Consider the following 15,277-nt stretch of genomic DNA (forward strand, 5'->3'; position numbering starts at 1 on the left):
CTTGGCCGATGCAATGCGTGCGGCGATGCCACGCCTGGAGTACCATTCCGCCTATATCGCCCGTGCGCGCCCACTTACCGAATGGCAGTCCCATGAAATTTGAACACCTGATTGAAATCAATGATCCGTTGAATCCGCTGATCGACACCTTGACCCTGGAACAAGTGTGGCGCGGCCTCGTCTTGCGCGCCGAGTCGCCGAAGCTGTTCGTGCCGCACCTCGATGAGTGCCGAATCAGCGAGCGCTGCGACGCCGGTTTCGCGCGCAGCCTGCGCTATGGCGAACTGGTCATCAACGACAAGGTGGTGCTGGTGCCGCAACTGCAGGTGCGTTACGAAGTGCCGGCGCAACAGGATATCAGCGCCTCTTCATTGGTCATGACCATCGAGATGCCCGACGAAGCGAGCCTGTGGGTGCGCTTCCAGTACGACGACGGCCACGACGCGGCCACCGATGCGGCCAACGCCCTGTACGACGACTTCCGCCGCTCGGCCTACAAGGAGTCCGACATCGACACGGTGCGCATCATGCGCGAGCTGGCGCTCGAGGGACGGCTCGATGCAGGTCTGCTGAATTAAGCTCCCGCGCTAAATTCGTGCGCTGCGGCCCCATAACTGGTCGGGGCGAAATTGCAGTCCCGCCTGCTCCGCGCTGAGCACTTCGCGGATGGCGTGCAAGTCCACGCGCGTGTCGCGCCGCAGCGGCACGTCCAGGCGCGCGCCGCGGGGGCCGACCAGCGACTGCACGTGGGGCGTGGTGGCATTCAAGCCCTTGCGCGTGACGACGCCGATTTCCCCATTGAGTAATTTGACGAAAGTGCCGACCGGGTAGATGCCCAGCTCGCGCACCAGCAGGGACGCCAGCGGCGCATCCAGGGTGGCCTTGTCGGCCATCAACATTTCACGCAAGGCCACGTTCGGCAGCAAAGGCTGGCGGTAGCTGCGCTTCGAGACGCGCGCGCAATAGCGGTCGGCCAGCATGATCAGCCGGGCGCCGATGCCGATCGCCTCGCCTTGCGTGCCCAGCGGATAGCCGCTGCCATCGATATTTTCATGGTGCTGCAGCACGGCCTGCAGCCAGACGGCATCCGTGACGCCGGCCGCGCGCAGCAAGTCGACACCGGCTTGCGGATGGGCGCGCAAATAGGCGCGTTCCTGCGCGTCCAGCGGGCCCGCCTTGTGCTGGAAATCCGCATGGCGTTCCAGCATGCCCACATTCATGCTCAGCGCGGCCAGCAGCACGCTGCGCACGACGGCGTCGTCGAGTTTCAGCGCGCGCGCCAGCAGGGCCGTGATGACGGCCGTGTCGACGCTGTGGCGCACGGCAAAGTCGCCCGCGCTCTGGTTGTGCAGGATGCAGGCCAGCGCCACGTCGGCATCCAGAACAACGGCCTCTTCCACCAGTTGCGCCAGCGGCGCCAGGGATAGGTGGCTGCCCGCCTGCCCGGCGGCGATGACCGGCAAGACGAGGGCCAGCCCTGCCGTGACGAGGTTCAGCATGCGCAGGGCCGATGGCGCTTCCGTGGCCGTGCGCGGCACGTCGGCGCTGGTATCGGCGATGACGCCGCGCGCCAGCAGCAATGCGATCTGGTTTTCGCTGCTGATGACATGGCCCAGCCTGGCCAGCAAGCCGCCCGTTTCGCCATGCACGTCCCAGGGCAGGGCCACGCCCAGGGCGAGTTCTCCCGCGTAAATGCGCCGAATTTTCACATCGTCTCCATCATCGCCTGCACCCGCTTGTTTTTACCATCCTGGCATCAGCGGCATGTGCCAATTGAAATGTTTTTTGCTTTTAATCAATATTTCAATGTGGCAGCGATGATCGCGCAATCATGTGCGCTTGTCTACAAAATTGTATAAATATCAAAATTGCATCAGACGCCAGGCGAGCAGTCGGCGCAGTCCGGTGCGTGTTCCGGGTCTTTTTCCAGGTGCAGCGCCAGTTCGCGCAAGGCCGTGCGCACGCCTTCCTCGATGACGGGGTGGTAGAACGGCATGTCGAGCATGGCGGGCACCGTCAGCTGCGCCTGGCAGGCCCAGGCCAGCAAGTGGCCCAGGTGTTCCGCCCGTGGGCCGATCAGCTCGGCGCCAAGAAAGCGCTTGCTGCCGAATTCCGCATACACGCGCAACATGCCCTGGTTTTGCAGCATGACGCGGCTGCGGCCCTGGTTGCCGAACGACACGGCACCGACGGCAAAGCGGCCCGCGTGACTGACGCACAATTGCTGGTAGGTGGCGCCCACGGTGGCGATCTGCGGCTCCGTGAAAGCGATCGCCAGCGGCGTGCGGCGCAAGCCCGGTTTGACGTCGGGAAAGCGCGCCGCGTTGTCACCCGCGATGCGGCCCTCGTCGGCCGCTTCGGGCAGCAGCGGCAAGGCGTTGTCGGCATCGCCCGCGATGAAGATGGCGCTGTTGCCGCACTGCATGGTGTGCGGATCATGCAGGGGGATGCCGTGGCGGTCGAGCTCGATTTGCGCCGTGTCCAGGCCGATCTTGTCCACGTTCGGACGGCGGCCGATGGCGGCCAGCACGTACTCGAACTGCTCGGTTTTTTCCACGCCCGCATCATCGCGGCTGGTGAGCGCGATGCCGCCGCCGTCCGGCGTTCTTGCCATGTGCGCGACCTGGGTCATGAAACGGATATCGAGTTCGCGCGCCAGCACGGCATCGGCCTCCCGCAGCACCAGCGGGTCCGTCAGCTGCGCGACCTTATTGCCGCGCGCAAACAAGGTCACGCGCACGCCCAGCCGCGCCAGCGCCTGGCCCAGTTCCAGACCGATGACGCCGCTGCCGACCACGGCGACTGACTTTGGCAAGTCCGTCCATTCGAACACGGCGTCGCTGGTGATGACGCGCTCGCCCGCCGCCTGCCACTCGGGCGGCACGATGGGCGTGGAACCGGTGGCGATCACCACGCTGGCCGCTTCGACAAGCGTATGTTCGTCGACCTGCAGCTTGCCCGGCGCAATGAAGCGCGCGTGGCCGCGCAGTTTTTCTTCCTCGGGGATGGCGTTGACGCCGTCGAGCACGAAGCCGACAAAACGGTCGCGCTCGCTGCGCACCCTGGCCATCACTTGCCGGCCGTCGATGCGCACGGGGCCCGGATGCACGCCAAAAGCGGGCGCGGCGGCCACGGCATGGGCCGCCTCGGCCGCCGCGATCAGGAGCTTGCTGGGCATGCAGCCCACGCGCGCGCACGTCGTGCCGTACGGCCCGCTTTCGATCATCAGCACGCGCTTGCCCTGCATGCGCGCGGCCTTGTGCGCCGTCATGCCGGCCGTGCCGCTGCCGATCACGGCTACATCTACTTGTATCGTCTTCATGCTGCTGTCCATCCCACTGAGGTTGCTCACAGCGTTCGATACTACCCGTTTGCCGAAAATAAGGTTTTACTTTGCTGCAATATGTGTATTAGTATAACTAATCAATTTTAAAATTTATAAGCTGAGCTAATGGGATCACTCGATTATCGCGCGCTGGCCGTGCTGGACGCCGTGGCCAGCCATGGCAGTTTCGACAAGGCCGCCCTGGCCCTGGGCATCACCCAGTCGGCCGTCTCGCAGCGCATCAAGGCGCTGGAAGACGCCAGCGGGCGCTTGCTGATCATCCGTGGCCAGCCAGCCGTGCCGACGGGCCTGGGCCAGCGATTGATCGTGCATCACCGCAACGTCAAGCTGATGGAAGCATCGCTCGACATCGACCTGGGCAACAGCGTCAGCATGCCGGAAATCGCCATCGCCATCGATGCCGACAGCCTGGCCACGTGGTTCCCCGACACCTTGTCCGCCCTGCTGGCGCCACCGCGCTGCCAGCTCGACGTGCGCCTGGCCGACAGCGACAGCGCCCTGCAGATGGTGCGCGACGGCTCCGTGTTTGGCTGCGTGGCGGCCGAGTCCGGCACGGCGCTCGACGCGGCGGCCGCCACCAGCGTCACGCCGCTGGGCACCTTGCGCTATGTCTGCGTGGCCACGCCCGTGTTTGCGGGCCACTGGTTCGGCGACGGTTTTATTGCCGAGGCGGTGCAACTGGCGCCCGCCGTCGTGGGCCAGCACGGCTTGCTGGCGCGTTTCCTCGCTGAACAATTGAGCATGCGCGAACCTTTTCCGCACCATACCTTGCCGGTCGAAGCGGCGCGCCGCGCCTGCGTGCTCGATGGCCTGGCCTACGGCCTGATGCCGCAGCGCCTGGCCGCGCAGGCGCTGGCGACGGACCGGCTCGTCGATCTGCTGCCGGGCGGCACCCTGGACGTGCCGCTGAGCTGGCACGCGTGGACGCTGGACACGCCGTTTACCAAGCTGTTGTCGGAACAGATCGTCAAATCGGCGCGCGATTACCTGCAGTAATTTAAATATCGAGCGGGTCCACTTCCAGCGACCATTTCACGCGCGTCTTCATGGCGCGCAACTCCGCTAACCATTCCTTCAAAAACGCCTGCAAGGCCGGCCGCGAAGGCGATTCCAGCAGCAGCTGGGCGCGGTCCACGTTGTAGACGCGCGTCATGCTCATGGGAATCGGGTCATTGATGGTCACCTGCGGGTGTTCCATGCACTCTTTCGCCGCCTGCAGGAATTCGATGGCCGTGGCCAGCTCGGGCGCCTCGGCACGCAGCAGGGCCTGGAACAGATACGGCGGCAGCGCCGCCTGGGCCCGCTCTTCCAGCAAGGTCGTGGCGAAGTGATCGTAATCGTGGTTGACGACGGCGTCGTACAGCGGATGACGCGCATAGCGCGTCTGGATCAGCACTTCACTGACGCTGCCGCCTTCCGTCTGCGCGGCCCGCCCGGCCCGGCCCGCCACCTGCATCAGCTGGGCGAACAGGCGTTCGCTGGCCCGGTAATCCTGGGAAAACAGGGCCGTGTCCGGGTTCAGGATGCCGACCAGGGTCAGCTTTTTGAAATCGTGGCCCTTGGCCACCATCTGCGTGCCGATCAGGATATCGACTTCGCCCCGGTGCACGGTGTCGAACGCTTCCTGCGCACTGCCCTTCTTGCGCGTGGAATCGGCGTCGATGCGCAAAATGCGCGCCTCGGGAAACAGTTGCTGCAAGCCCTCTTCCACGCGCTGCGTGCCCCGTCCCAGCGGCTGCAAGTCGACGTTGCCGCACGTGGGGCAATGGCGGGGAATGCGCAATTCCAGGCTGCAATGGTGGCAGCGCAAGCGGTGCTCGGGCTTGTGCAGCACCATGAACGAAGTGCAGCGCGTGCAATTGCTGATCCAGCCGCACGATTCGCAGCAGATCACGGGCGAATAGCCGCGCCGGTTCAGGAACAGCAGCGACTGCTCCCCGCGCTCCATGCGCAGTTTTAATGCGGCGACCAGATGCGAGGTCAGGCCGTCTTTCGGCTTGTCGCGCTCCATGTCGAGGATCTTGACGCGCGGCAAGACCGCATTTTTGACGGCCCGCTCGCGCAATTCCAGCTTGCGGTAGCGCCCCGTCTGCGCGTGGTGCCAGCTTTCCAGCGACGGCGTGGCCGAACCGAGCACGATGGGAATCTGCAATTGCCAGGCGCGCCACACGGCCAGGTCGCGCGCGGAATAACGCAAGCCTTCCTGCTGCTTGTAGGAAGGATCGTGCTCTTCGTCGATGACGATCAGTTTGAGTTTCGGCAAGGACGCCAGGATGGCCAAGCGCGTGCCGAGCACGATGCGCGCCTGGCCCTGGTGCGCGGCCAGCCAGTGCAGCATGCGCTCGCCTTCGGACAGGCTGCTATGCAAAGTGGCCAGCATGACGCCGGGAAAGCGCGCGCGGATATTGCCTTCCAGCTGGGGCGTCAGGTTGATTTCCGGCACTAAAATCAGGATTTGTGCATCGTCCTCGCGCGCCAGCACCTGGGCGCACGCCTGCAGATACACTTCCGTCTTGCCGCTGCCCGTCACGCCGTACAGCAGGGTCGGCTTGAAACCCTGCGCGCCGCCGATGGCGTCCGCCGCCTCTTGCTGGGCGGCATTGAGCGCCGGCATGTTCAGCGGCGTGCCGTCATGCGCATCGGCCAGCTTGGCCAGCTTCTTGATGGCGCGGTCGAGCGCCACGGTGGTGAGCACGCGCAAATTCTTCGGTAAACCCGGCAAGGCCACTTCACCGAGCGGGCGCTGGTAGTAATCGGCGGCGAAGGCGGCCAGCGCCAGCCACTGTTCCGACAGCGGCGCCAGCTGGCTGCGCACGGCCAGCACGTCCTTCAATTTCGCGACGGGCACATCGGTGCTGTCGGACACGCCGACGATCAGCCCCATCACTTCGCGCCGGCCGAATGGCACCAGCGCCAGCTGCCCCACTTGCGGCAGCGGCACGGCAGCGCCCGTATCCGCCGCCGCTGTCCAGCGGTAGTCGAACAAGGCGTTCAAGGGCGTGTCGAGCGCGATGTTCAGGATGCACGACGTCAAAATGCACTGCGACATGGGGTAGGGCCTATCTCAATAAAAAAGCGCGCCGCAGGGGCGATGGCGCGGCGGGATGTCCGGCATCAAGCCAGCGGGCCATGATACTTGTTTCATCCGTCAAACGCCTAACGACGGACGGGACGGCGTGCTCTCGTGCCTGAAGAAAATTCTGTGGATAACTTTGTGGACAAAGCAAAATTAACTTTCAGAAAAATGTGGACATAAAATTTCGACTGCCGTCAAGAGCGGCACGCAAGAAAAATTAATCATTTAAAATCAATGGCTTAAAAATTGATGCCCGGGCGGTCACAAATCCACAGGGCATTTCCGCCGCTGTGCATAACTGAGCCATTTGTAATGTATTTATACAGAAATCGGCACCATTTTGAGGCGTCCGATCGGCAAAAACGCGGACGGCATGCAGCAAAATTGACAATTGCCGGGCAAGCGTTCGTTTTTACCTGACGGACGGCGAAACATTGTTCAATTATCATGCACTGCAACATGCACTTCAGGTGAAACCTGAACATCGGCGCTAAGTATCGGTTAACAAAATACTTTTCAATTTTATCCACAGAATCTGTTGATAACTTTGTGGACAATGAAGGAATAAGGCAAGCGGACGAAAGAATAACCTTATCAATAGCAACAAAGTCCGCTAGTCAATGAATTTTTTATTCCTTAATAATCAATCACTTGCAAATCCCCCCCGGGCATGGCTTTGACACTGCCTCTTATTTCCGCAGCAAAAAAAATTGTGCATAAGTCGGTATGTCTTGCTAAGGCGCAGCAAAGAAAAAGGCAGGCTTCCGTTGGAAAGCCTGCCTTTTCTGCCCCTGCACCAGGGGAAAATGACGACTTACTGGCTGCTGCGCATGGCGCGGCTCATGCTGTGCACGGCGTCCACCATCGCTGCCACGGATTCCGGCGGCGTGAACTGGGAAATGCCATGGCCCAAGTTGAACACGTGGCCCGTACCTGCCGATGGCGCGCCAAAGGCGTTGAGCACTTTCGCCACTTCGGCACGGATCTGCTCGGGGCTGGCGAACAGGATGGCCGGGTCGAGGTTGCCCTGCAAGCCCACTTTATGACCGACCAGCTGGCGCGCGCGCGTCAGGTTGACGGTCCAGTCCAGGCCCACGGCATCGGCGCCGATGTCGGCGATCTGCTCGATCCACTGGCCGCCGCCCTTGGTAAACACGATGGCGGGAATCTTGACGCCATCCTTGTCGCGTTTCAGCTGCGCCACCACTTGCTGCATGTAGGCCAGCGAGAATTCCTGGTAGGCGCCGTCAGCCAGCGCACCGCCCCAGGAATCGAAAATCATCACGGCTTGCGCGCCGGCGTCGATCTGCGCATTCAGGTACTGCGCCACGGACGTGGCGTTGATCGCCAGGATGTGGTGCATCAGGTCAGGGCGGTTGTACAGCATCTTCTTGATGGTATGGAACTCTTTCGAGCCGCCGCCTTCCACCATGTAGCACGCCAGGGTCCACGGGCTGCCGGAAAAACCGATCAGCGGCACACGGCCATTGAGTTCCGTGCGGATTTGCGTGACGGCCTTGAAGACATAGTCGAGCGATGCCAGGTCCGGCACTTGCAAGGCCTTCACGTCCTGCTCCGTGCGCAGCGGGCGCTCGAACTTCGGGCCTTCGCCATCGGCGAAATACAGGCCCAGGCCCATGGCGTCAGGCACCGTCAGGATGTCGGAAAACAAAATGGCCGCGTCGAGCGGGAAACGCTCCAGGGGCTGCAAGGTCACTTCCGTTGCGTAATCGGGATTCTTCGCCAGGCCCAGGAAGGAGCCGGCCCGCTCGCGCGTGGCGCGGTATTCGGGCAGGTAGCGGCCTGCCTGGCGCATCAGCCAGACAGGAGTGTGCTCGGTCGGCTGGCGCAGCAGGGCGCGCAGGAAAGTGTCATTCTGGAGCGGAGCAAATTGTGGCATGGCAGGCAATCGAGCTTGGAGAAGCGGTATTATCGCATCCAATCGCCGCCATTTCATTGATTCCGGTGCCGCTTTGCAGCATTTGCCACGCACAGCGATGACTTTCGTTGTGCCTGCCCTTCCATTATGATGATGAACGCCGCCGCGCTGCCTGACGCCGCCTGGAGGCCCCTCTACCCACCACGACACGGAGCCCGCATGACCTCGACCGCATCCAGCACCCCTTATGGCATTTGGCCATCGCCGATCAGCGCGGCCATCGTCGCCGCCGGCGCCTCGCCGCTGACGCAGCTGGCCCTGGGGGGAGCGGATGGCGCCGACGTGTTCTGGCTGGCCGGGCGCGCCAGCGAGGCGGGCCGCAACACCCTGCTGCGCCAGCGCGGCGCGCGTGTCGATGAACTCACGCCAGCGCCCTTCAATGTGCGCACCCGCGTGCATGAATACGGCGGCGGCGCGTATGCGGTGGCCGGCGATACCGTGTATTTCTCGCATTTCGCCGACAATTGCCTGTACCGCGTGGCCGGCGACGCCGCGCCCGAAGCGTTCACCACGGGCGGCAATACGCGCCACGCGGACTTCGTCGTCGATGCGGCCCGTGCCCGCCTGATCGCCGTGCGCGAACAGCATCCGGCAGAGGGCCATGCGCAGCCGGAAAACTGCCTGACCGCCGTCGGCTTCGACGGGCACGAAACGGTGCTGGCGCGCGGCCACGATTTTTATGCGGCGCCGCGTTTGTCGCCGGACGGCAGCCAGCTCGCCTGGATCAGCTGGGACCACCCGCGCCTGCCGTGGCAAGGCACGGAGCTGTGGCTGGCCGACGTGCAGGCGGACGGCACGCTGGGCTCTCCCCGCCTGATCGCCGGCGGCGCGCGCGAGTCGATTTGCCAGCCGGAATGGTCGCCGAACGGCTTGCTGCACTTCGTTTCCGACAGCAGCGGCTGGTGGAATTTGTACCGTCTGCACGGCGCCGACATCGAGGCGCTGTGCCCGATGGAAGCGGAATTTGCCACGCCGCACTGGACCTTCGGCGGCAGCATGTACGGTTTTCTGTCCGACGACGAGATCGTCTGCACGTATATCCAGTCCGGCATCAGCTACCTGGCGCAATTGAGCGTGACGGCGGCCAAGCTGGAACCGATACCGCACCCGTACCAGGAAATCCGCGAACTGCGCGTGGGGCCCGGCTTCGTCGCGCTGCTCGGCGGCAGTCCCACCATCGCGCTGGAACTGGCGCGCATCGACCTGTCGAACCATGAACTGGAAGTGCTGGCGCAGTCGATCACGGCCTTGCCCGCGCTGGCTTACCTGTCCGTGCCGCGCAGCTTGAGTTTTACCAGCAGCAATGGCCGCACGGCGTACGCGTTCTTCTATGCGCCCACGAATGGCGACGTGCAGGCGCCGGCAGGCACCTTGCCGCCTGTCATCGTCATCAGTCATGGCGGCCCCACGAGCATGGCCAGCAATACCTTGAAGCTGGCGACGCAGTACTGGACCAGCCGCGGCATCGGCGTGCTCGACGTCAACTACGGCGGCAGCAGCGGTTTCGGCCGCGAATACCGCGACGCGCTGCGCGGGCAATGGGGCATCGTCGACGTGGAAGACTGCATCGCCGGCGCCCGTTACCTGGCCGCCGAGGGCCTGGCCGACCCCGAGCGCCTGATTATCCGCGGCGGCAGCGCGGGCGGCCTGACGACCCTGTGCGCGCTGACCTTCCACGACGTCTTCAAGGCCGGCGCCAGCTACTATGGCGTGTCCGACCTGAAAGGCCTGGACGACGATTCGCACAAGTTCGAATCGCGCTACACCGATTACCTGATCGCCCCCCAGCCGCAAGCCGAGGCCCTGTACCGCGAGCGCTCGCCCATCCACCACACGGACAAACTGTCGCGCCCGATGATCTTCTTCCAGGGCCTCGATGACAAGGTGGTGCCGCCGCAGCAATCGCAGCTGATGGTCGACGCCCTGCAGGCGCGCGGCGTGCCCGTCGCCTACGTGCCGCTCGAAGGCGAGGGCCACGGCTTCCGCAAGGCGGAGAACATCGTGCGCACCCTCGACGCGGAACTGTATTTCTACCAGCGCGTATTCGGCCTGCCCGTGACGGCCGGCGAGCCGCCCGTGCATATCGCCAACTTGCCCGCATGAGCGAACCGAATGTAGAGCAACATCTGCTGGACGAGTTCGCCGCCCTGGAGCAGCACGAACAGATGATCCTGGCCTTGCTGGCCATCGCGGGCGAACCCGTGGGCAAGCATGCCGTGTATGAACACTTGCAGCGCGCCAACGTCGTCGAGCCGGACGGCACGCCGTTTGCCCTGCTCACCGTCACGGGCATGCTGCAGCATTTGACGCGGCACGCGCTGGCGTCCGAAGTGGTGGGACGGGGCTATGCCTGCGAAGCGAAGCTGCGCTGGCCCGCCATGCGCGCCGCCATCGAGCACCTGGTGTTCCGCGACCTGTGCCAGGCCATCGAGCTGATCAACCCCGTGCGGCGCAACTGGGATGGCTATGTGGAATTGCGCAGCTACCGGCAAGGCGTGGCGCGCCTGCGCATCGCCCTCTTGCGCAATGACGAGGTGCGCCACGTGGCCGCCATCCTGGCCGCCTGCATGGCGTGCTATGAAGCGCAGCAGCTGCATCCGCTGATCGAGATCTTCGGCCGGCCGTTCGAACCGGAAATGCTGTCTTTCGTCATGCCGCAACTGCAGGACGACATCCTCGCCGTGCTGCTGGGCAACGCCCCGCGCGAACCGGCCACGGCGCACGCCATCCGTACCTACGCGCGCGCGCACCACGCGCGCCAGGCGGCCGCCGGCGACCACATCGGCGCCGCCCTGCCGCTGGCCCTGGCCGAAGACGCCCTGCTGTGCGGCGAACTCGACGCGGCCGCGCGCTACCTGGCGGGCCAGCAGGGGCCGCAGGCACTGTTTGTCGACAGCAGCATCGCCCTGTTGCGCGGCGAACATGCGCACGCCGTGGCGGGCTTCGAAACGGCCCTGAAAGGGTTGCGCAAGGAAACGGGCAAGCGCAAGCTGTGCTTTACGGGCATCGGCGGCCACCTGTACGTGCTGGCCCTGCTGCGCGGCAACGATGCCAAGCTGCTGAAAAGCGCGGAGACCTACCTCGATATCGCGCTGCATGCGCAACCGAACCACGACAGCATCGTCTACCAGCAACTCAATACCTTGCGCCTGGTGCGCGCCGGCGTGCTGCAAGCCGATGCGATCCCCACGCGCAGCTGGGAAACGGGACTGCAGGCGCAGCTGTTCCAGGCCTTGCTGTACTACTGGCTGGCCCTGCCGCAATTGAGCGAGCGCAAGGATCAACTGCGCCTGTTGGTGCAGCAAGCGGACGCGGCCGGCTACGACCTGATTGCCGCGCAGGCGGCCGGCTTGCTGGGCTTGCTGGGCGAGCCGCAGCAGGAGCGCTACGCCACGGCCAAGCGCGCGCAACACGGTCTAACGGACATGACGCCGTGGTTCGAGCGCCAGGAAGCGTGGCAGCGCCAGCTGAGCGCCCTGATCAACCTGCAGCAGAACGCGCCCGCCGAAGCGCTGGGCGGCGTCTCGCGCCTCGTGTGGCTGGTGGCGTTCGACCCGCGCTTCGGCTTGACGGCCGTGGAAGTGCGCGAGCAGAAACGCGACGCGCGGGGCGGCTGGAGCAAGGGCCGCGCCATGGGCCTCAAGCGCCTGGCCGAAGAGGCGGGCGACATCGATTTCCTCACGCCGCAAGACGCGCGCGCGGCCGGCAGCATCGCGCCGTTCAAACAATATTATTCGTCGGCGCCGCGCTATGAAATCGAGCTGGACAAGGCTGCCGTGCTGCTGGTGGGCCACCCGCTCGTCTTCTGGCTCGATCACCCCGACACGCGCGTGGAACTGATCGCCGGCGCGCCCGAACTCCTGATCAAGTCGCACGAGGGACAGCTGTGGCTGGGCATGCAGCCGCCGCTGCCCGACAACGGCGGCAACGTCGTGGTGCAGAAGGAAACGCCGACGCGCTTGCGCGTGGTGCACATCCTCGACGAGCACCGGCGCATCGGCGCCATCGTGGGTCTGGGCTTGTCCGTGCCCCTGCATGCGGAAAAACAGGTGATGCAGGCCATCGGCGCCATCTCGTCCATGGTCACCGTGCAGTCCGACATCGGCGGCGGCGCCGGCGACGCGGAAGTCATCACGGCCGACCACCGCCTGCACGTGCATTTGCTGCCCTACCAGCAGGGGTTGAAGATGCAAATTCTCGTGCGCCCGCTGCTCGACAACGGCGCCTATTACGCACCGGGCAGCGGCGCCGAAAGCGTGTTTGCCGATGTGGCGGGCCGGGCCGTGCAAGCGCGGCGCGACCTGAATGCGGAACGCGAAGCGCAGCGCCAGCTGATCGGAAAATGTCTGGTGCTGGAAGAGGCGGAAGAAGAGCATGGCGAGTGGCTGCTGGGCCAGCCAGCGCTGGGCCTGCAATTGCTGGTCGAGCTGCAATCGCTCGATCCCGCCGGCATGGTCTTGGCCTGGCCCGAAGGCGAAACCATGCGCGTGTCGAAGCGCATCGACAGCGGCCAGATGCGCCTGAACATCAAGAGCGAAAAAGACTGGTTTGCCGCCAGCGGCGAAGTGCAGATCGATGAAGACAAGGTGATGGATTTGCGCGCCCTGCTCGATTTGATGCAGAACAATAAAAGCCGCTTCGTGGCCTTGGGCGACAACCAGTTCCTCGCCCTCAGCGATGAATTGCACCGCCGCCTGTCGGAACTGGCCGCGTATGGCGAAGCGCATGCCGATGGCGTGCACATCCACCCGCTGGCCGCGTTTGCGCTGGAAGAGCTGGCCAACGATGCGGGCGGCGTCAAGGCCGACAAGTTGTGGCGCGAGCACCTGCTGCGCCTGCGCGCCCTCGACGACTATCAACCGCAGCTGCCCAGCACCCTGCAGGCCGACTTGCGCGACTACCAGCTGGCCGGCTACGAGTGGCTGGCGCGCCTGGCGCACTGGGGCGTGGGCGCCTGCCTGGCCGACGACATGGGACTCGGCAAGACCTTGCAGGCGCTGGCGCTGATCCTCGCGCGCGCACCGAACGGTCCCACCCTCGTCGTCGCCCCCACGTCCGTCTGCATGAACTGGATCAGCGAAGCGCAGCGTTTTGCCCCGACGTTGAACATCAAACTGTTCGGCAGCGGCGACCGGGCCGACATGCTCGACACCCTGCAGCCGTTCGACGTGGTGGTGGCCAGCTATGGCTTGCTGCAGCAGGAAGCCACCATGTTTGCCGGCGTGCGCTGGCATACGATCGTGCTCGACGAAGCGCAGGCGATCAAGAATGGCGCCACCAAGCGTTCGCAAGCCGTGATGGCCCTGCAAGGCGATTTCCGCATGGTGGCCAGCGGCACGCCGCTGGAAAACCACCTGGGCGAACTGTGGAATCTGTTCCGTTTTATTAACCCGGGCTTGCTGGGCACCCTGGACCAGTTCAATTTGCGCTTTGCGGGACCGATCGAAAAGGATCAGGACAAGCGGGCGGCGGCCGGCGCGCGCCTGCGGCTGCGCCGCCTGATCGCGCCGTTCATCCTGCGCCGGACAAAAACGCAAGTGCTGTCGGAATTGCCGTCGCGCACGGAGATCGTGCTGGAAGTGGAATTGTCGCCGCAGGAAACGGCGCTGTACGAATCCCTGCGCCGCGAAGCGCTGGAAAAGCTGGCCATGGTGGAAGGGCCGGCGTCGAAAAAGGCCATCCAGATCCTGGCCGAGATCATGAAGCTGCGCCGCGCCTGCTGCAATCCGCAACTGGTGGCGCCGGAACTGGGCCTGGCCAGCAGCAAGCTGGCCGCGTTCGCCGAACTGCTGTCGGGCTTGCTGGAAAACCGCCACAAGGTGCTCGTCTTCAGCCAGTTCGTCGACCATTTGACACTCATCCGCAAGCACCTGGAGCAGCATGGCGTCAGCTATCAGTATCTCGACGGCAGCACGCCCATGCAGGAGCGCAAGCGCCGCGTGGATGCCTTCCAGGCGGGAGACGGCGACGTCTTCCTGATCAGCCTGAAGGCGGGCGGCATGGGCATCAATTTGACGGCGGCCGATTACGTGATCCACATGGACCCGTGGTGGAACCCGGCCGTGGAAGACCAGGCCTCGGACCGCGCCCACCGCATGGGACAATTGCGTCCCGTCACCATTTACCGTCTGGTGGCGAAACACACGATCGAGGAAGGCATCGTCGAATTGCACCAGCACAAGCGCGACCTGGCCGACAGTCTGCTGGAAGGCAGCGATGCGGCCGCGCGCATGTCGGCCAGTGACATGCTGGGCATGCTGCAGGAAGGGCTGAAGCGATGAGCTTGAAAAAATGCACGGGCAAGCCGCGTTCCATGCGATGATCGTTTTTCCCTGTTTTGATGCCACGCCATGACCGACTATATCGCCACCAGCGCCGGCCAGCGCGCCACCTTTTTGTGCGGCAAATCCTGGACCGCTTATGTCAGCACCTTCATCATCGCCGTGCTGCTGTTCTTTGCCGCCCTGCCGCTGGCCTTCAAGTACAACGCGCGCGCCGCCTTCGTGGTGCTGATCGGCTCGGCGCTGATCGTCGCCTACCGCCTGCTGACCATCCGCAGCTATCAGCTGTACTACGACGAGACGGGCGTGTGGCTGGCGTCCGGCATCTTGCCGTGGAAAAAGAAACTGACGGGCGTCAAATGGCGCGACATGGATGAAGCCGTCTATGAAACGAACTTCTGGAGCTGGCTGTTCCAATCCTATACGGTAAGAGTCCGCCAGCGCTACACGCAGGAAACGGAAATCCACGCCACCGGCATGGCGCGCGGCAAGGATGCCGTTGCGGCCATCAATGCGCGCCACCAGGACATGCTGCGCGGCAGCGCCATCGTCGTCTAGCGCCGCGCGCTCCCGGCGCAAAAAACTGCGCAGCGGCGGCAATTAATGCTAATCTTTGGGCCGCCCAGGCAAGCAAG

At 64.3% G+C, this 15,277-nt stretch carries 9 protein-coding genes; 5 read left to right on the forward strand and 4 right to left on the reverse strand.

Annotated features, from left to right (window positions below; translation table 11 throughout):
* Positions 1-92 precede the first annotated feature (92 nt).
* Positions 93-578, forward strand: coding sequence for an SRPBCC family protein (locus D9M09_RS25920; RefSeq protein ID WP_070219615.1), 486 nt, complete (start codon positions 93-95; stop codon positions 576-578).
* Between the two features lie 9 nt (positions 579-587).
* On the opposite strand, the gene D9M09_RS25925 is transcribed toward D9M09_RS25920, so the two are convergent.
* Entirely contained in the window at positions 588-1,709 is a 1,122-nt protein-coding gene (locus D9M09_RS25925) for an HD-GYP domain-containing protein (RefSeq protein ID WP_227742070.1), read from the reverse strand.
* Between the two features lie 164 nt (positions 1,710-1,873).
* Positions 1,874-3,322, reverse strand: a complete 1,449-nt coding sequence (locus D9M09_RS25930) for a dihydrolipoyl dehydrogenase (protein WP_121671250.1) — start codon at positions 3,320-3,322, stop codon at positions 1,874-1,876.
* A 129-nt stretch (positions 3,323-3,451) separates the two neighbouring features.
* On the opposite strand from D9M09_RS25930, the gene D9M09_RS25935 reads away from it, so the two are divergent.
* Positions 3,452-4,342 carry an ArgP/LysG family DNA-binding transcriptional regulator gene (locus tag D9M09_RS25935; protein WP_121670700.1) on the forward strand — a complete coding sequence of 297 codons (891 nt, stop codon included), beginning with the start codon at positions 3,452-3,454 and terminating at the stop codon, positions 4,340-4,342.
* 1 nt (position 4,343) lies between these two features.
* Here D9M09_RS25935 and D9M09_RS25940 read toward each other — a convergent pair whose 3' ends face one another.
* On the reverse strand, positions 4,344-6,395 hold the full coding sequence (locus D9M09_RS25940; RefSeq protein WP_121670701.1) for a primosomal protein N': 2,052 nt from the start codon (positions 6,393-6,395) through the stop codon (positions 4,344-4,346).
* Between the two features lie 841 nt (positions 6,396-7,236).
* Positions 7,237-8,322: a uroporphyrinogen decarboxylase gene (gene hemE, locus D9M09_RS25945; RefSeq protein WP_121670702.1), complete on the reverse strand. Its 1,086-nt coding sequence runs from the start codon at positions 8,320-8,322 to the stop codon at positions 7,237-7,239.
* 198 nt (positions 8,323-8,520) lie between these two features.
* On the opposite strand from hemE, the gene D9M09_RS25950 reads away from it, so the two are divergent.
* From D9M09_RS25950 to D9M09_RS25960, 3 genes are all read left to right on the forward strand, one after another.
* Positions 8,521-10,464 carry a prolyl oligopeptidase family serine peptidase gene (locus D9M09_RS25950; RefSeq protein WP_121670703.1) on the forward strand — a complete coding sequence of 648 codons (1,944 nt, stop codon included), beginning with the start codon at positions 8,521-8,523 and terminating at the stop codon, positions 10,462-10,464.
* Positions 10,461-14,642, forward strand: coding sequence for a DEAD/DEAH box helicase (locus D9M09_RS25955; RefSeq protein WP_121670704.1), 4,182 nt, complete (start codon positions 10,461-10,463; stop codon positions 14,640-14,642). Before D9M09_RS25950 ends, D9M09_RS25955 begins: the two co-directional genes overlap by 4 nt.
* 69 nt (positions 14,643-14,711) lie before the next feature.
* Positions 14,712-15,200, forward strand: a complete 489-nt coding sequence (locus D9M09_RS25960; protein WP_121670705.1) for a hypothetical protein — start codon at positions 14,712-14,714, stop codon at positions 15,198-15,200.
* Positions 15,201-15,277 lie beyond the last annotated feature (77 nt).

This window comes from Janthinobacterium agaricidamnosum (assembly GCF_003667705.1).
Classification (GTDB): domain Bacteria; phylum Pseudomonadota; class Gammaproteobacteria; order Burkholderiales; family Burkholderiaceae_D; genus Janthinobacterium.

Coding starts and splice junctions, on each gene's coding strand:
- D9M09_RS25955 (WP_121670704.1), top strand. CDS start 10,461: ATGAGCGAACCGAATGTAGAGCAACATCTGCTGGACGAGTTCGCCGCC.
- D9M09_RS25950 (WP_121670703.1), top strand. CDS start 8,521: ATGACCTCGACCGCATCCAGCACCCCTTATGGCATTTGGCCATCGCCG.
- D9M09_RS25935 (WP_121670700.1), top strand. CDS start 3,452: ATGGGATCACTCGATTATCGCGCGCTGGCCGTGCTGGACGCCGTGGCC.
- D9M09_RS25960 (WP_121670705.1), top strand. CDS start 14,712: ATGACCGACTATATCGCCACCAGCGCCGGCCAGCGCGCCACCTTTTTG.
- D9M09_RS25930 (WP_121671250.1), bottom strand. CDS start 3,322: ATGAAGACGATACAAGTAGATGTAGCCGTGATCGGCAGCGGCACGGCC.
- hemE (WP_121670702.1), bottom strand. CDS start 8,322: ATGCCACAATTTGCTCCGCTCCAGAATGACACTTTCCTGCGCGCCCTG.
- D9M09_RS25920 (WP_070219615.1), top strand. CDS start 93: ATGAAATTTGAACACCTGATTGAAATCAATGATCCGTTGAATCCGCTG.
- D9M09_RS25940 (WP_121670701.1), bottom strand. CDS start 6,395: ATGTCGCAGTGCATTTTGACGTCGTGCATCCTGAACATCGCGCTCGAC.